Genomic DNA, 17,949 nt, shown 5'->3' on the forward strand with positions numbered 1-17,949 from the left:
TTTTTAAGTTTTCAAAAGCTCATATTCCACCTTTCCATGTCCGTCTGGGGTGGTGTAAAATGGTCTTTTTTCAATCATATAATGGGTGTCCGGTGGAATGCCCAGGGCATGGTAAATGGTCTGGTGGATGCGCTCTATTTTGATCGGTTTTTCTATTGTTTTGCAAGGTCTTTCATCTGCTGTTTTGCCGTATACATGTCCTCTTTTTATACCCCCACCGAACATCAGGATAGAACAGCCATCGGTAAAATGCCTGTGCATACCGTAATTCTTCATGTCTTCGATGATTTCGGGCACATCCACTTGGTCCTGAACCTTTAGATCAGGCCTACCTTCGGTCAGCATATCCCGGCTGAATTCACTGGCCACAATCACCAAAGTCCTTTCCAATCTCCCACTTTCATCCAGGTCCTTGATCAATTGCGCAATAGGTGCATCTATTAATTTTTTCATGTCTTTCAACCGGGTATGGCCGTTGTCATGGGTGTCCCAACCAATAAAGGGCTCATATTCTGTGGTTACGCTGATGAATCTCGCACCTTGGTTGACCAGCCTTTTGGCCAATAGGCAGCCTAAGCCAAATTTGCCAGTGTTATAAATGTCATAGCTTTCTTCCGGCTCTTGGCTAAGATCAAAGGCTTTAGCTTCCGGAGAATTCAGAAGGATGTAGGCCTGCTCCATGGATCTTTTCAGGGATTCTTTTTGGTAATCACTCCCAAATTCTCCCATAGGGCTTTCCTTGATCAGATTTTCATACAATTGGTTCCTTGCCTCAAACCGATGAAGGGACATGCCTACGGGAGGCCGCACACTTTCAAGGCCTGAGATAGGGTCGGGAATCAGAAACGGACCAAATTCAGATCCCAGAAACCCTGCACTGTGAAATGCCTTGAGTTCTTCTCCTTCTCCAACTGTAAATCTTTGACCTATATTGATAAAAGGTGGGATTACTGGGTTCAAGGGCCCCAATTCTTTGGCAATCCAGGAACCTATATGGGGCACCACCACAGATTGAGGTGGTTCATAGCAGGTATGCCAATGGTATTGGTGTCGGGTATGGAGGATATGTCCTAAATCTGCGGCCACATAAGACCTTATCAAAGTACCTCGGTCTATGATTTTTCCGATGGATTCCAATCCCTCAGAAAAATGGATGCCATCCAATACGGTAGGAACAGCCGGGAAAGTACTGAGCACCTCGCTGGAATGCATCCCTTTACGGAAGGCAGTATGTTTTTTAGGGTCGAATGTTTCTGTATGCGCCATTCCACCAGCCATAAATAGCAGAATGACACTATCAGCAGTGGAAGGAATGGAGATATTGGATTGACAGGATGAAAGCAAACCTGAAAGAGGAGACCCCATGGCCATTGTAGCCATGGCCGCGGCGCTTGTTTTCTTTAAAAAATCTCTCCTCTTCAAATGCGAATTCATGTGGTTTAATAGTTTTGATTTTTCATCTAGTAAATTATCTGAAATTCAGGAAGTAACAATACCGCCCAAAAAAAATCCTGAATTTGTTCTGCTCCAGGCTGATCCCCCAAGGCATCTTTTGCGATTTTCAGTTCTTTTTGACTGGGTTTTCTAAGTAGTACTTTCCGATAAAATTCCTCTGTTATCAATTCTCCATTTCCGTATGTATCCTTCCATAAGACAGCTCCTTTTTCAAGTACTTCATATAGCCTTTCCCCGTTGGTCAATTCCAAAGCTTGAAGGAGACTGGCCTGAGAGTCCCTTGAAGTGGTCACTATTTCCCTATTGGGTCTGCCCATTGCTGTAAGAAAACTGTTATTGGCCACCAAGGAAGCTCTTACAAAAGCTGGAGGAGACTGTTCATTTTTAGCTAATTGGAATGGGTTGAATTTTAACTCTTGCTCTTCAAAAAGGGGATAAATGATCTGGCTTACAGCATCAGCAAACTGTTCTGCTGTCATTCTTCTTCTGGTCATGCCAGTAAAGATGTAATCTTCTGCCACTAATAAATCAGGACTTTTTACGCCCAAGGAAGCAGATTGATAAATTTTAGAGGTAGCGATCAGGTGGATCAAAGCTTTTAGATCATATCCTGTATCCTCAAATTCTGAAGCCAACCAATCCAATAAATCCTGGCTCCAAGGGGCATTGTCCATTTCATCTACCGGTTCTACCAATCCCCTTCCTATGAGTTGCTTCCATACCCTGTTGACAATGGTTCTGTACATTCTTCCATTGGCCGGCTGTACCAGTTTTTCTGAAAGTTGGCGGAGTTTTTCAGTTCTCGAAGCCAAACTGTCTATTTCTCCCAGTTCTTCCCATAGGATTTTTGTGGAAGCCATCTTTCCTGTGGGCTGTTCACAGCGGCTGACTTCTAAGGTGGTGTCTGCAAAAATATTGGCAAAGGCATAGGCCTGATCCAATTTCCAGTCTGAAATAAAGCTGTCATGGCAGGAGGCGCATTTGAGGTTCAGCCCCAAAATCACCTGTCCGACATTTTGGGCCGCCTGCATTTCGGTTCTTTGACTGGCATTGACAGTTCCCCTCCACCGGATGCCTTCTATAAATCCCTTGGATTTTTCATCTGGATGGAGCAGTTCTTTGACAAAAACATCGTAGGGGTTGTTGTTCAAAAGAGATTGGAACAACCAATCCGTGATGTTGTACCTTCCATTGGTGATGTAACCGGTTCCAGTGTAGTCATTTCTCAGGTGGTCATTCCAAAAGGTCAGCCAATGCATGGCATAATCCTCATTTCTGCTGAGCAATTGGGTTACCAAATTGGCTCTTTTGTCGGGATTTGGATCTTTTGTAAAGGCATCCAAGGCTTCAGGACTTGGCAGGAGTCCAATGAGGTCAAGATAAATTCTTTTCAAAAAAGTCTTATCGTCGATGGTTTGAGGCCATTTTAATCTTTTTTCCTGAAAATACTCATTGACAAACAGGTCTACTGGGTTTGTCAACCCACTTGCGCCTTTTGGCAGAGCGGGTTTCCGAGGAGCCAAGTCGGCAACCCTGTAAATGCTTGGCTGGGCAGCATTTTCCGGCCAAGGGGCTCCTTTTTCTACCCATAATGTCAGCAAGGCAATTTCCTGTTTGCTTAAGGGGTTAGCTTTAGAAGGCATTACCTCTTTGTGGTTTTTGGGGAGAGTTATTCTCCTGATCAGCTCGCTTTGATTTGGGGCTCCGGCCACTATGACTGCTCCTGATTCTCCACCTTTAAATACAAGTTCTTTGGAATCTAACCTTAAATCTCCCTCGATCTTAGCCCCACTATGGCACTTATAGCAATTATGGGCGAGAATGGTCCTTACTTCACCAATTAATTTAAGTTCTGCCTCTGAGGAAAGTGTACCTGTTTCTGATTGGTAATGGGCTAAATCAAAATTACCGGGTTGGTAAGGAGACATACCATGATTCCAAGGCAAGGTGCTGCTCAGGTAATCTTCTCCATGGGTCAAAGAAGCACCCATATGACCTGTGAGTATGACGCCAAAAGTAGTTAGGAACAGCACTCCCCTGTAAAGCTTAATGTTTTGCAGCTTTTGTTTTAATTCGATTTGCCTCCAAAACCATAACAAAACCAGGCTTATTCCGGCTGTAATAAATCCGAAAAGCTGGTGTTGATCCAATAAATCACCTGAAATATCTTCATTTTCGGCCAACTGCCATCCAAAAAATGCGGCAATCAATGCTGAAAAGACGCCACCAAGAAGGATGGCATTGATGCCAGGCCTCAATTTAGATTGGTATTTTCCAATGGTGAAGATTTCCAGAAAAGCAGCAAAAATAAGTAGGGCAATTGGAAAATGGACTACCAATGGATGTAGCCTTCCCAGGAATTGCCAAAACCAGAAAATTTCTGCCATCATAGGTTATTGTGGGCTATTTATTTAAAAACAGGAAGAGAAGAGTCAATATATAATTTTCTAAATTTTTATACAAACAACTGTCCTGTACCTACCTGTATGATGGGAAACTAGATGTTATTTTGTTTTTTGTACAATTCCCAAAATGTTAAAATCTTAGTGTGACGGTTCTGTTAATCTGTCATAGTTATGAAGCTAGAAGCCTTTTGAAACTTCTTTTAACCCTTTTTCATAATTTTTTTAAGATTTCATGGTAAATACTTAAATTCCAAAATGGTATATTGTCGCTTAAAAATAAAGTAGAATACAAGATGTCTTTGGAACGTTTGGGCGAAATTATATCCTGTCAACTTTAAGCTTAGCTCAATTACCTATTAAAAATTCTTGATCATAGAGAATGAGAAACCCTTTGATAACCCCTGCCAGAAAATTGCTGAAGACCCTTGCAATTATTGTTTTCATAATTCCTGTTTTCCAATGCTCCCAAAAAGATGGGCTAAAGTTTAAAAAAGGCGATCATATCATCCTTATTGGGAATAATCTTGGTTCCAGAATGATGGATTATGGCCTTTTTGAAACGGAAATGCATGTCCGATACCCAGATAGCCTGCTGTATATCAGGAATATGTGCGATGGAGGCAATACTCCCGGTTTCAGACCACATTCGGGCAGGATTTCTCCATGGGCTTTTCCAGGTGCTGAAGATTTTCAGACAGAGTTTGCTAATTTTTCAGACAGTCAGGGGCATTATGAGACTCCGGATGAGTGGTTGTATAGGCACAAGGCTGATGTCATTCTTGCATTTTTTGGATACAATGAGTCTTTCCAGGGTGAAGAAGGGCTGGAAAATTACAAAGCAGAATTGGATGCCTTTATCAAACATACCTTACGACAAAATTATAACGGAAATACCCCACCCCAATTGGCCATTATTTCCCCCATTGCATTTGAAGATTTATCTTCCATGAAAGATCTGCCCAATGGAGTAAAAGAAAACAAAAACCTTGAAATGTACACCAATGCCATGAAGGAAGTTGCCGGGAACAACAAGGTTTTCTTTGTAGATGCTTTCAATCCGTCCAAAAAATGGTATGCTTCTTCCAATCAGCCTTTAACCATCGACGGTTCCCAGTTGAATGAGGAAGGCTACAGGAAATTGGCAGGTTTACTGGCTGACGAGGTGTTTGGAAAAGCTAAGAAAAATGCGGAGAAACATAGGGCTTTGATCCATGAGATGGTTATGGAGAAAAACTGGATGTGGCACAATGACTATAAAATTCCAAATGGTGTCCATGTATATGGAAGGAGGTATAAGCCTTTTGGTCCTGACAATTATCCTGCTGAGTTGGAGAAAATCAGGCAGATGACCGCCATCAGGGATGAGGCCATCTGGATGGCTGCGAGAGGAGAAAGGATGGACCTTGCTGTTGCTGATAAAAAAACCATTGAATTGCCTCCCGTTGAAACTAATTACAATCCTCAGCACAATGGGAACATGAAATATCTTTATGGGCAGGATGCATTGGATCAATTGACTGTACCGGAAGGATATAAAATAGAACTTTTCGCTTCTGAGGTGGAGTTTCCGGATTTGGCCAATCCGGTGCAGATGAGTTTTGATAATAAGGGTAGGCTGTGGATAGCAACCTGTCCCAGTTACCCTCATTACAAACCAGGTGATAAAAAGCCAAATGATAAAATCATCATTTTGGAAGATACTGATAAAGATGGAAAGGCTGATAAGCAGACCGTTTTTGCGGAAGGCCTCCATCTTCCTATGGGATTTGAAATAGCACCGGAGGGGGTTTATGTTTCGCAGGGCACCCATCTTAAAATTCTCATAGATACCGATGGGGATGACCGTGCGGATAAATTGGAAATTTTGCTCAGCGGTTTTGATGACCACGACACCCACCATGTGATTTCTGCCTTTGCGGCAGATCCTTCCGGGGCGATTTATATGGGAGAGGGAGTATTTCTTCACTCCAATGTGGAGACTTCCTATGGGACTGTGCGGGCTACTAATGGAGGATTTTTCAGGTATAATCCTGCCAGACACCACTTAGAAAGGACTGCGCAATTGCCTATTCCCAATCCATGGGGCATCGCTTTTGACGAATGGGGGCAGAATTTTTTTGCAGAAACATCCGGTCCAGATGTGATGTGGATGATGCCCGGCTCCGTTTTGCCAAGATATGGAGAAGCAACCCATAAATCATACAATTTGATCGAAGATTCCCATAGGGTTAGGCCTACTTCTGGATTGGAATTTGTATCAAGCAGGCATTTCCCTGATGAGGTTCAAGGGGATCTATTAATCAATAATACCATTGGTTTTTTGGGTATGAAACAACATGCCATAGAAGACGATGGAACCGGATATAAGACCCGACATAGGTTGGATCTGGTAAAAGGCAATGACAAAAATTTCCGTCCGGTTGATATGGAATTTGCTCCCGATGGGTCGCTTTATTTTATAGATTGGCACAATGTGCTGATAGGCCATATGCAGCACAATGCCAGAGATCCTTTGAGGGACCATGTTCACGGAAGGGTCTACCGCATTACCTATCCTTCCAGGCCTTTGGTGGAACCTGCAAAAATAAATGGTGCCAGTATACCGGAACTTTTGGATAATCTGAAATTACCGGAATTCAGGACAAGGTACAGAACCAGAAGGGAGTTAAGGGGTAGGGATGCCGATCAGGTTTTGAAAGGCATAACAACCTGGACCTCAAACTTAGATAAAAATGATCCAAAGTACGAAGCTTACCTTTTGGAAGCGCTTTGGGTGAGTTGGGGTCTCAACAAGGTGGAGCAGCGTTTGCTTAAGCAACTGCTTCAGGCAAATGATTTTAGGGTCAGGGCTGCAGCGGTAAGGGTATTGAGATATTCGGGACATCAGGTAAAAGATCAGGCAGAGTTATTGATGCAGGCAGTGAAGGATCCACATGGACGGGTCAGACTGGAAGCGATAGTGGCGGCATCCTGGTTGTCCAAAGAAAAAGGATTGCCTATTTTAGCTGAGGCAGAAAAAATGCCTTTGGACAATTGGATGGTTCATGCTCATGAGGCCGCTGTTGCACATATCAACGGGGTCTCCGTAAGGGAGAAGAAAGAGGAGGATATCAAATCCAACCTTAAAGGTGGAGATTTGGAATTGTTCCTAATTGGGAAAGAAATTTATAATAGGGACGGATTTTGTTCTACCTGTCATCAGCCCGACGGAAGAGGTCTTTCCGCCTCATTATTTCCACCTATTGTTGGTACACCGTGGGTTTTGGGGAGTGAGGAACGCTTGATCAAATTGGTGCTGAAAGGGCTGATGGGACCCATAGAAGTATTGGGAAGGGAATATCCAGGGCAGGTACCCATGACTCCTTATGAGGGCATGCTCAATGACAATGAGATTGCCGCAGTATTAACCTTTGTCCGGAATTCATTTGGAAACCAGGCTTCACCTATCCGTCCGGAAAAAGTGAAAGAAGTTAGGGCTTCAATTGTTGATAAAAAAGGTTTCTATTCTCCGGCAGAGTTATTGAAAATGCACCCAATGGAAAAATAAGATACCAAAAGCAAGACTTGAGTATTAAGAAGCAAGAATCAAGAAACAAGACAAATGGAGAAGTTAAAAGGCGGATTTTGGAAGAGTGACAGGTTGTCATTCTAGGTAAGGAAAGATCATCTCCTTGATCCATCCTTTTCCTTCTATGGAGTATTACCTATCTACAACCCATGTTTTGCCATCATTTTCTTGATATGGGCAAACCCATTTTCAGCCATATCCCAGGGTTCTGAAAATTGTCTCCAAACCCCGATGGCATTGGCAAAGTCAGGGTCATTCCGTGTAAATCCTTCAATGGTAAGCCATCCCTGGTAATTGATTTCAGCTAAGGCTGCGAATGTTTCATCCCAGAGCACATGTCCCGAACCGGGTGTTCCCCTGTCGTTTTCGCTGATATGGAAATGGGCCAAACGGGGACCGATGCTTCTGATGGCATCACCCATTTTTTTTTCCTCCATATTGGCATGGTGGGTATCAAACATGGCTTTTACATTGGGGTGGTTGACTTTGCCCAATAAATGCCCCAATTGCTCCATGGTGTTGCATAGATAGCATTCGAATCGGTTGAGGGCCTCTGGGGTCAGCAGGATTCCTGCCTGCGCCGCATAATCTCCTGCCTGATGGAGCATTTCGGCACTTCTTTCATACTCTGCTTCCTGTGGGGCAGCTTTAGAAAAAGTGGCAAAGGCAGAGTGAATGGGGCCGCATAAGACCTGCGAACCCAGATCATGTGAGCGGTCAATGGTCCATTTGATCTTTTCCAGCCCTTTTTGCCGAACAGCTGCATCAGCACTGATCAGGTTTTCTTCCGGACTTAAGACAGAGACCGTGGTAACTTCCAAACCAATTTCCCTGCAATAGTTTCCTATGTTTTTATAAGCTGCTTCATCGGGAGAGCCCACAAAAAATTCGGCCCCATCATATCCGATTTTTTTGAGTCTGTCCAGGATAGGTTTGAGCTCATCTGACATGTTGGCCGACCAGGCCAGGACATTGAATCCGATTTTGTTCATTGGTTATTTTGGTTTATTTGTTCATCATGAAGTATGGGCCTTAAACTCAATCTTTTGAATACCAAGGTTGTATTCTAGCGCAAGTCTTAAGTCTAGCGTCTAGCGTCTAGCGTCTTGTATCTATTTACTTGAAATCCTCCACCTTCATTCCTTTTCTGAATGTTCCAAATCCAAACATGGATGGTTCGTATTTTCCTACAATAGAGACATTCATATCTGCTATAATTTTATCCGGCATATCGAGGGCCCAAAAAGCAGCATTGACGATCAATCTTCGCAGGTCTTCACTGACCAGGTCAACGGAAGCTCCCATAGTCGTGGTGAAGACTTTTCCTTTCTTTCCCCCTTCAATCTGGTAATCCTTGGTCCAGGCCATAGGCATAATGGATTTTTCCCAGTTGACTGGAGACTCGGGGTTCATTCCCGAAGTGGGCACGCCATAGATCAGTACTTCTGCATCTTTGGGGATGTTTTTCACAGTATATACGTCAGATGCAGCCCAAATGTCCTTCACCCCTCTAAGGATTGGGTGGTCCTGCTGCTGGGCAATCCCATCAATCAATGCCCTTGCTCCTTCTGTACCGTGGTCACCATGATGGGCCACCCAGGTTTCTCCGAGTATTTGTTGACCGAAACCGCCTTCCCATCCTATTTCTGCATTCCTCCAATGGTATTTGGCAAAAGGACTGTTTTTGTTTTTTTCATAATGGAAAGCATGGGTAGCTGTCCGCATCCCTATAATAGGCTTCCCTGCCAATATGTAATTATGGAAATGTTGTGTTTGCTCATCGGGCAATTCCCTGAATCTGGTCAGTAGAATCATCAGATCTGCTTTTTCCAAATGTTCGAGACCAGGAATGTTATTTTGGTAAGAAGGCACAATATGGCCCGATTCAGGCTCTATAGGAAATAGCACGGTACAGGTAAATCCATAATGTTGGGCCAGCAATTTACCCAGCATGGGCATGGCTTCTTCAGAACGGTATTCGTCGTCCCCGCTTACCAGTACAATGTGCCTGCCCTTTCCAGGCCCTTCTTTTCCTTCAAATCTGAGCCAGGTTTTTCCATCCTGTGCTTGACAAGTGTTAATTGTGAATATGAAAAAGGCCAAGTTGAGCAGCAGGTGGACCTTAAAAGAGAGGATAATTTTGAACGGGTTCATGTCTTGTATTTGGAACAGGCAATTAAATTATTTTTAAAAGGTTGATAAAAAAAGTTTTGCGGTATTATTTTCATAAAAACTTGCCAAAACCATTATATTGCTTCAGTTCTGCCAAATTATAGTGTTTATAAAACCTGTTCAATAGCTTAAACTTCTGATTTGTGGCCACCGAAATTAAGTACAATCAAAGATACATTTGGTTAATCAGTCTCACCGCCGCTTTGGGTGGATTTCTTTTCGGCTATGATTGGGTAGTCATCGGTGGGGCTAAGCCTTTTTATGAACCTTATTTCAATATCACACTACCCAGTCAGCAAGGTTGGGGAACCAGTTCTGCTTTGGTTGGCTGTATGATTGGAGCTGCATTGTGCATATGGGTAAGTGACAAATTTGGAAGAAAGCGGCTTTTGATCTTTGCCGGTTTGCTGTTTTCGGTCTCAGCGCTGGGCACAGCTTGGTCATATAGCTTTTGGTGGTTTAATTTTTACAGGATAATGGGCGGTGTGGCGATGGGAATTGCCCTGAATCTTTCTCCTCTCTACATTGCAGAAATTGCACCACCTGAAAAAAGAGGCATGCTTGTTACCTTTAATCAGCTCTTGGTGATGATTGGGGTCTTATTGGCGCAACTGATCAACTGGCAGATATCCTTAATCGATAATGAACTTTCGGATACGGCCACATTCGAGCAGATTGCCTCTAGTTGGGCAGGTAATTATGCATGGAGGTGGATGTTTGCTGCTGAGTTTGTCCCTGCCTTTCTCTTTTTTGTGTTGATGTTCTTTGTCCCTGAAAGTGCCCGATGGTTGGTTAAGAATAAAGAAGTTCAAAAAGCCAGAGAAATTCTGACCAAGATAGGCGGGGAGTTTTATGCAGAATTATCTATTTCTGAAATCAATGCCACACTTTCAAAGGAAAATCTTTCTAGGGTTAACCTAAAAGAACTATTCCAAAGAAACATCTTGAAATTTATAGCCATCGGAGTCTTTCTGTCTTTTCTACAGCAGTGGAGCGGGGTGAATGTAATCATCTATTATGCTGCAGATATTTTTCAGGCAGCAGGTTATACTTTGAAGCAGATGATGCTGAATATCGTAGTGATCGGTTCGGTCATGGTACTTTCGGTGTTCATCACCATTTTCACAGTGGATAAATTTGGAAGGAAGAAATTATTGCTTATCGGTACTTCCACCATGGCCTTTCTGTATCTGCTGATAGGATTGACTTTTTATCAAGACATAGGAGGGGCAATCGTAGTATTCTTGGTCTTGACAAATGTGATGTTTTACTCTTTCACCCTTGCACCATTGCTTTGGGTGGTCCTTTCAGAGATTTTCCCGACAAGGGTGAGAGGGGCTGCCATGTCCATTGCAGCCTTGGCACATTGGGTGGGTAATTTTACGCTGACTTTCAGTTTTCCTACCATCAAAGAAAATCTGGGCTGGGCCAATAATTTCTGGCTTTATGGGTTGATTTGTTTGCTTGGATTTTTTGTATTGAAATGGGTCTTACCGGAAACCAAAGGAAAAACATTGGAGGAAATTGAAAAGCAGTTTATCAATAAATGAGAATATATCGATTGACTTGATATTTTTTAATTTTTGATGTGCATATCGGAAAAATTCTGATAATCCCCATGCTTGGAAACAGGACAATACAGGACAGCAATCTTCCCTGAAATTTTGTATTTTCCAATCCAAACCCAAAGCAACTTATGGAAAATAGTACAGCCATCCAAGAAAGCCTATCGGTAAGTGAATTTGAACGCCAACCTGTGCCTTCTTCCCAATTCAAAGACTGGAGGAAATTTTTGGGCATGTATGCGGGAGAACATGCCGCTGGAACAGAGTTTGTCATAGGACCTCTTTTCCTAACAGCCGGCGTATCAGCTTTTGACCTGATAGTTGGATTGTTGCTGGGCAATTTTCTTGCAGTCCTGACCTGGAGGTATATTACGACGCCCATTGCTACTGCAGAAAGATTGACCCTTTATTACAAATTGGAGAAAATTGCTGGGAGAAAGCTGGTTACAGGATATAACCTTGCCAATGGCCTTTTATTCTGTTTTTTGGCAGGAGCCATGATCACTGTTTCGGCTACAGCTGTGGGTATTCCTTTCAATATGCCCATGCCTGCTTTGACGGACACTACTCCTAACAGCCTTTCCTGGGTTTTGGTGGTATTGGGCGTGGGGGCTGTAATTTCCATTGTCGCTGCCAAAGGTTACGATGCTGTTTCGAAATTTTCCAATATCTCCGCACCCTGGATGGTCATTGTGTTTTTGATTGCGGGAATAGTGGCTGCCAAAAGATTGGGTGTTGAGAGTTTGTCCGATCTTTGGGCAGTTTGGGGCACAGGTTCAGAGCCATTTCCAGGACAGATCAAGTTTACCTTTTGGCATGTGCTGTTTTTTGCCTGGTTCTGCAATGCTGCCATGCATTTGGGCATGTCAGACCTCTCTGTATTGCGCTATGCGGATAAAAATTCTGTGGGCTGGACCACTGCTGCGGGGATGTATGTAGGACACTTTATGGCCTGGATTTCTGCTTGCCTGATGTTCGCCTTGTATCTGAAGAGTCCGGAAGCCGCCGCCATATTTGCCAGTGGTGGGGTGCCTCCTGTGGCTCCGGGACCCTTGGCTTATGAAGTCGTGGGCATTGCAGGTTTGATCTGTGTGTTAGTAGCAGGCTGGACTACGGCAAATCCTACGATTTACAGAGCTGGATTGGCTTTTCAGGCTATTTTTCCTAAAAGTTCTACGGTAAAGGTCACTTTGGTGACCGGTGGTATTGCTACCATTGCAGGTTTGTTCCCAGCTTTTGCCATGAAGTTGCTGGATTTTGTGGCAGTATATGGGTTTATCTTGGCACCAATTGGGGCTGTGATTTTCTTCGAGCATTATTTGGCAGGCAGGTTGGGCTTGGTCAAAAATTATGCATCCGCTAATGGCATTACTTTCAACGCAGCAGTTTTATTGGCATGGCTGATCAGTATGGCAGTTTTTTATAGCCTATCTGTTTACCAAGGGGTATTTCTTTCTTTCTTTACCTTACCGGCCTGGATTGCCTGTGGTGTTTTGTACTTATTGTTCAGTAAAATCTTCCAGAAATCATAAAAAATTAAACTTTGCAATTCATATTATTAAATTGACAATATTTCAATAATTTTTGAAACAAAAGAGTGTTGGGATATTGAGGTTCCTGAATATTAGCTTATTAAGTTGCTGTTTTAAAACTGAAAAATGAACTTCTGTTTTGAAAAAAAAATGAATTCAGTGCATGTTTTTGTGTCAAAGTCAAATGATGATATTGTCAATATTTGTATTGAGAATATCCATCCTTACAAGATAATTGACCCAGACATCTTGTAGAGGGGCATATAAGCAAGTACCGTAAATGTGGAATATGTAACAGGACCTTTTATCAATTCCCATAGTCCTTTGGAGAAGAATGATATAGATATAAGGTCCGCTATCCTAGATTTTAAACTGAATATGGACTAATTAAAAAATCGCAATACCTGTATCCCAGTATTGAAGGTGAGGGTGAAACCAAAATAAAATGAAAGATCAATTTGTTATAGGACTTGACTATGGAACTGATTCTGTAAGGGCAGTTTTGGTCAATGCTTCAAACGGAGAATGTTTGGCGAGTCAATTATACTGGTATCCAAGGTGGAAGCAAGGGAAATTCTGCAATGCAGTAGCCAATCAATTCAGGCAACATCCTTTAGATCATTTGGAAGGTTTAGAATTCACTATAAAGAGAGTTTTAGGGCAATCCAAAATCCAAGCAGAACAGGTTAAAGGTATTTGTGTGGACACAACCGGTTCTTCACCCTTGCCTGTTGATAAGAGGGGTCAGTCTTTGGCACTCAATCCTAATTTTTTTGAAAACCCCAATGCGATGATGGTTTTATGGAAAGATCACACTGCAATTAGTGAAGCGAATGAAATCAATAGAATAGTAAAGTCTTGGGGAGGGGAAGATTATACCAAATATGAAGGAGGGATTTATTCATCTGAGTGGTTTTGGGCCAAGATCCTGCATATAGTAAGAACGGATGAGTCTGTTAAGAATGAAGCATTTTCATGGATGGAGCATTGCGATTACCTAACCGGTCAATTGATTGGCTGCTCAGATCCACTTAAACTTAAAAGAAGCCGGTGTGCTGCAGGCCATAAAGCCTTATGGCATCCCAGCTGGGGAGGTCTCCCTTCAAAGGAATTTTTATCACAATTTGACCCCTACCTTGCCACTCTTTCTGAAAGATTGTATACGGAAACCTATACTTCTGATGAGGTAGCTGGTAATCTCTCTGCAGAATGGGCTGAAAAGCTTGGATTATCCACAGATGTAGTAGTAGCAGTGGGAACATTTGATGCCCATGCAGGAGCAGTGGGTGGACAGATTTCAGAAAATACTCTCGTTAAAGTAATGGGTACTTCGACCTGTGATATTATGGTGTCTAGTAAGGAGCAGTTGGGAGAAAAATTGATAAGTGGGATTTGTGGGCAAGTAGATGGATCTGTTATCCCCGGGACCATTGGATTGGAAGCAGGACAATCAGGTTTTGGTGATGTATTGGCTTGGTTTAAAAATTTAATTGTCAAACCAACCGCTGATTTGATCCAAAAACGGTCCTATTTGAATGCAGACCAAAAAGCGGATCTGATCAGGGAATTGGAAGAAGAGTTGATCGTATACCTTTCCAATGAAGCCCTTAAGATTCCTGTGGAGGAATCAAGCATAATCGCATTGGATTGGATCAATGGAAGAAGAACACCTGACGCAAACCAAACACTTAAAGGTGCTATCAAAAACCTGAATATGGGTTCAGATGCTGTAAGGGTTTTCAAATCCTTGGTAGAGTCTATCTGTTTTGGTTCGAAATGTATTGTGGATAGGTTTTCCGAAGAAGGGGTGAAAATAGAAAATGTAATCGGTTTAGGAGGAGTGGCCAAGAAGTCAGAACTGGTTATGCAGACTATGGCAGATGTGCTTAATATGCCTATCAAGGTGGCCACATCTGAGCAGGCACCTGCACTTGGTGCAGCCATGTATGCGGCAGTAGCTGCAGGTATCCATTTGGATACCCAAACTGCGATTTTGGCCATGGGCAATGGTTTTGACAAAGTATATCAACCCATTTCGAAGCATGTTCCAATCTATGAAAAACTATATAAGGAATACCTAAAGTTTGGGGAAAAGATAGAGCACGGTAATGTCTGAGGCAAAAATGATATTCTGAATGTGATGGGTTTTTCTTAGACATGGCCAAAATATGTGCTTATATTTCCTTCCTTTCTCAAATAGGTGTTTTAACCTCCATTATTCAAATCAAAAAACTTTACCACTATGTACGAAAAGCTTAAAGAATCCTGCTACAGAGCCAACATGCAACTTCCAAGATTAGGTCTGGTAGTATATACTTTTGGTAATGTCAGTGAAGTAGATCGGGAAATGGGGGTTTTTGCCATTAAACCAAGTGGCATTCCTTATGAAGAATTAAGGGTCGAAGACATCGTTATTGTTGATTTCAACAATAATATCGTCGAAGGGAAAATGCGCCCTTCATCCGATACAAAAACCCATGCTTTCTTGTATAAGCATTGGAAAAATATTGGAGGAATCTGTCATACCCATTCTACTTATGCGGTTTCTTGGGCTCAAGCCATTAAGGATATTCCCATTTTTGGCACTACGCATGCAGACCATTTGACAACAGATATTCCCTGCGCCTCTCCTATGGTTGACAGCCTCATTGAAGGAGATTATGAACACAATACCGGACAGCAGATCATTGATTGTTTTTTGGAGAAAAACATTGATCCATCTGCGATTGAAATGGTATTGGTAGGGAGTCATGGACCATTTACTTGGGGAAAAGACGCCTCAAAAGCAGTATACAACAGTAGGGTTTTGGAGGAAATAGCAAAAATGGCCTTTTTGACACTTCAGATCAACCCACAAGCTCCTAGGTTGAAAGAGGCATTGATTCGTAAGCATTATGATCGTAAGCATGGAGCAAATGCCTATTATGGCCAAGGCTGTTGATAGTTTTTCGGGTTATACTGATCCGGGATAATGCGGTGCTATTCTTATTTTTTGCGATGCGACACCCAAGCTTGTTCTTCATTATAATAGAGATTAGTCCCTGCTGTTCCTGAGTTAAGCTTAGAAATCAAATGGAACTGAACTTGGAAATTATTTGATTCATTGTAAAATGAACTTGGATTGTTCTTGTCCTTTCAATAAATGCTTCTTGGTTATTATTAATTATTGGTAACATAATAAAGTAAATGGGTAATATGTTGGATAGTAAGGGACTTGCCTGTAATTAACTTTGCTTCATCAAGTTTCGCAAGCTTATCTGTAAACGACAAATTGCAGCAGATCTTAGGTTGGAATCCTGGTATAGGTAATTTTTTAAATTTCAATTGTACAAATAGTGCCAACAAAATTGTGGATTAACATATAATTCATACTATAATTTGAAAATCTCAAATATCAGATAGGCTTATGAAAAGCGTATTTACATCGGTCTTCAACCTGTTTATAAAAAATAAAAAGACCACTTTTCGGTTTCTAAAGAATCACTTCTTATTACCTAGTCTTCTGTTGATATGTTTACTAATTCAAAAACCTGTTAATGGTTTTGATTTAGCTGTGGTTCGGATTGAATCAGAATATAAGGGGAATCAGAGTTCATATGGTGATACCATATTTGCCGAGAAAACCAAGCCTAAAAAAATCATCAATTGGAGTCATGCATATCACCAAACACTGACGATGAAAATTCTTCTTGCTGGAGATGCTTACACAGGAAAACAAAAACGGTTTGATGTGGGCCCAGGTGAAGTGAAGCTAAATTGCGAACAGGCACTTGATGTTATACGCAGAGTTGATAACCTGACTTTAGGTATACCGAAAATAATTTACCTGGTTGGATGGCAATACTACGGTCACGACTCTAAATATCCGGCATGGTTTGAAGGAAATGAAAGGATAAAACGTCCGCAGGATGCAAATGCTTTGGAAAGCATTAAATGGCTGATGAATGAAGCCCGGAATTATAATACCACCGTAAGCCTCCACATCAATATGAGTGATGCTTATGAGGATAGCCCGTTATGGGATGTTTACCTGCAAAACGACATCATTTCTAAAAATAAAGATGGAAGCCTGAGATTAGGAAGGTGGGGATATCCGATAAGTTATGCAAAAGAATGGGAAACCGGTTTTGCACAAAAACGAATTGATAGTTTGTGTAATCTATTGCCATTGAAAGAAGCCGGAACTGTGCATATAGACGCATTTTATACTGATTCACCTTTTTTTCAGCAACAGCCCATCAGTCCATTTCTGAATTTTACTATCAGTGATGAAGCTGAAGCGCAACGGAAAATTTTTATTTATTGGGATTCGAAAGGCATCGACGTGACCAGCGAACACATCTTTTTATCCAGGGAAAAATTCTATGAATTCAATTTTGTTCCAAATTGGCGAAGAGCAGCTTTTGAAGGTTATCAGCCTATGGCTTGGCATTTTTATCAGTCAAGTCCTGAATTATATATGAGGTGGCCAGCTTCCTATTTTTGCGGTGGAGTAGAATTTAATGGTGACTTTGGGAAATTGTTTGGAAGCAGTATGCATGGAGAAAATATTATTAACAAGGATGCAAAATCACTTTCCGGTTTTTCAAGCCAATTTTTTTCAAATACTGCAATCTGGTATTTTTTAAACAGGCTTGATCGCCTCTACTATGTAAAAGGTGAGAATTACCAACTCGTTCAATTTTCTGATAATGTGAGAACTTTTCTTTCAGAGGGGAATTATATCGTAAAAAAAGGTGAAATGATACTCATGGAAGATAACAATGTTTTTGTTCCGGCTCTATGGATTGAAAAACCTTCGATTGTTGCCTATAGCCTGGACGGGTATTTAGATAGAGAATGGCTTCTTCCTGATACCTGGAAGAAATTTGATAAAGTGGATATTTATCAAATTACAATGGAAGGTAATCAACTGATTGAAAAAGGCAGAGAGACAAAAAATGGAATAGTGCAGTTATCCTTAGAAAAGGATATGGCCGTTTTAATTACTCCTTTTTAAAGACACCTATAAATAAAGAAACAAATCTGGGTAATTCAGTTGCTAAGGAGCAGGAAGCCAATTTTAAGCTTTACTTCGAAATTCAAGTAAATTTCAGTGGACAATAAATACTTCCTATTGTCTGCACAAAGGATTAAATGAGTTAATTTAATGTACTTTTTGGTTCAGATTTCTTCTATTTTATGTCAAGGGTCTTATTGTTTACCTGTTTTTGATTCTTGAAAGGAAAACATCTTTTTTTTAATAGACCCCT

10 protein-coding genes are annotated in these 17,949 nt (G+C 41.7%); 6 read left to right on the forward strand and 4 right to left on the reverse strand.

What is annotated here, in order from left to right:
* Positions 1 to 3: 3 nt before the first annotated feature.
* Both CLV48_RS17095 and CLV48_RS17100 read right to left on the reverse strand, forming a co-directional pair.
* Positions 4 to 1,434: a DUF1501 domain-containing protein gene (locus CLV48_RS17095; protein ID WP_106568512.1), complete on the reverse strand. Its 1,431-nt coding sequence runs from the start codon at positions 1,432 to 1,434 to the stop codon at positions 4 to 6.
* 26 nt (positions 1,435 to 1,460) lie between these two features.
* A complete protein-coding gene (locus tag CLV48_RS17100; protein ID WP_106568513.1) occupies positions 1,461 to 3,845 on the reverse strand; it encodes a DUF1549 domain-containing protein in 2,385 nt (794 codons plus the stop codon).
* Between the two features lie 394 nt (positions 3,846 to 4,239).
* On the opposite strand from CLV48_RS17100, the gene CLV48_RS17105 reads away from it, so the two are divergent.
* Positions 4,240 to 7,407: a PVC-type heme-binding CxxCH protein gene (locus CLV48_RS17105; RefSeq protein WP_106568514.1), complete on the forward strand. Its 3,168-nt coding sequence runs from the start codon at positions 4,240 to 4,242 to the stop codon at positions 7,405 to 7,407.
* A gap of 161 nt (positions 7,408 to 7,568) precedes the next feature.
* Here the strand turns inward: CLV48_RS17105 and CLV48_RS17110 are convergent, their stop codons facing one another.
* Entirely contained in the window at positions 7,569 to 8,420 is an 852-nt protein-coding gene (locus CLV48_RS17110) for a sugar phosphate isomerase/epimerase family protein (RefSeq protein ID WP_106568515.1), read from the reverse strand.
* Between the two features lie 124 nt (positions 8,421 to 8,544).
* Positions 8,545 to 9,582: a ThuA domain-containing protein gene (locus tag CLV48_RS17115; RefSeq protein ID WP_106568516.1), complete on the reverse strand. Its 1,038-nt coding sequence runs from the start codon at positions 9,580 to 9,582 to the stop codon at positions 8,545 to 8,547.
* Between the two features lie 161 nt (positions 9,583 to 9,743).
* Here CLV48_RS17115 and CLV48_RS17120 point away from each other — a divergent pair, with 161 nt between their 5' ends.
* The 5 genes from CLV48_RS17120 (at position 9,744) to CLV48_RS17140 (ending at position 17,696) form a co-directional block, all read left to right on the forward strand.
* Positions 9,744 to 11,150, forward strand: a complete 1,407-nt coding sequence (locus CLV48_RS17120; RefSeq protein WP_106568517.1) for a sugar porter family MFS transporter — start codon at positions 9,744 to 9,746, stop codon at positions 11,148 to 11,150.
* Positions 11,151 to 11,296: 146 nt separating this feature from the next.
* Positions 11,297 to 12,697 (forward strand): purine-cytosine permease family protein, encoded by a 1,401-nt coding sequence (locus CLV48_RS17125; RefSeq protein ID WP_106568518.1) that lies wholly within the window; start codon positions 11,297 to 11,299, stop codon positions 12,695 to 12,697.
* 445 nt (positions 12,698 to 13,142) lie between these two features.
* Positions 13,143 to 14,813, forward strand: coding sequence for a ribulokinase (locus tag CLV48_RS17130; RefSeq protein ID WP_106568519.1), 1,671 nt, complete (start codon positions 13,143 to 13,145; stop codon positions 14,811 to 14,813).
* Positions 14,814 to 14,939: 126 nt separating this feature from the next.
* Positions 14,940 to 15,638 carry an L-ribulose-5-phosphate 4-epimerase gene (locus CLV48_RS17135; RefSeq protein WP_106568520.1) on the forward strand — a complete coding sequence of 233 codons (699 nt, stop codon included), beginning with the start codon at positions 14,940 to 14,942 and terminating at the stop codon, positions 15,636 to 15,638.
* A gap of 735 nt (positions 15,639 to 16,373) precedes the next feature.
* Positions 16,374 to 17,696 (forward strand): endo-alpha-N-acetylgalactosaminidase family protein, encoded by a 1,323-nt coding sequence (locus tag CLV48_RS17140; RefSeq protein ID WP_170069047.1) that lies wholly within the window; start codon positions 16,374 to 16,376, stop codon positions 17,694 to 17,696.
* Positions 17,697 to 17,949: the final 253 nt, after the last annotated feature.

This window comes from Cecembia rubra (assembly GCF_003014575.1).
GTDB classification, from domain to species: domain Bacteria; phylum Bacteroidota; class Bacteroidia; order Cytophagales; family Cyclobacteriaceae; genus Cecembia_A; species Cecembia_A rubra.

Coding starts and splice junctions, on each gene's coding strand:
- CLV48_RS17125 (WP_106568518.1), top strand. CDS start 11,297: ATGGAAAATAGTACAGCCATCCAAGAAAGCCTATCGGTAAGTGAATTT.
- CLV48_RS17110 (WP_106568515.1), bottom strand. CDS start 8,420: ATGAACAAAATCGGATTCAATGTCCTGGCCTGGTCGGCCAACATGTCA.
- CLV48_RS17130 (WP_106568519.1), top strand. CDS start 13,143: ATGAAAGATCAATTTGTTATAGGACTTGACTATGGAACTGATTCTGTA.
- CLV48_RS17100 (WP_106568513.1), bottom strand. CDS start 3,845: ATGATGGCAGAAATTTTCTGGTTTTGGCAATTCCTGGGAAGGCTACAT.
- CLV48_RS17105 (WP_106568514.1), top strand. CDS start 4,240: ATGAGAAACCCTTTGATAACCCCTGCCAGAAAATTGCTGAAGACCCTT.
- CLV48_RS17135 (WP_106568520.1), top strand. CDS start 14,940: ATGTACGAAAAGCTTAAAGAATCCTGCTACAGAGCCAACATGCAACTT.
- CLV48_RS17095 (WP_106568512.1), bottom strand. CDS start 1,434: ATGAATTCGCATTTGAAGAGGAGAGATTTTTTAAAGAAAACAAGCGCC.
- CLV48_RS17140 (WP_170069047.1), top strand. CDS start 16,374: ATGAAAATTCTTCTTGCTGGAGATGCTTACACAGGAAAACAAAAACGG.
- CLV48_RS17115 (WP_106568516.1), bottom strand. CDS start 9,582: ATGAACCCGTTCAAAATTATCCTCTCTTTTAAGGTCCACCTGCTGCTC.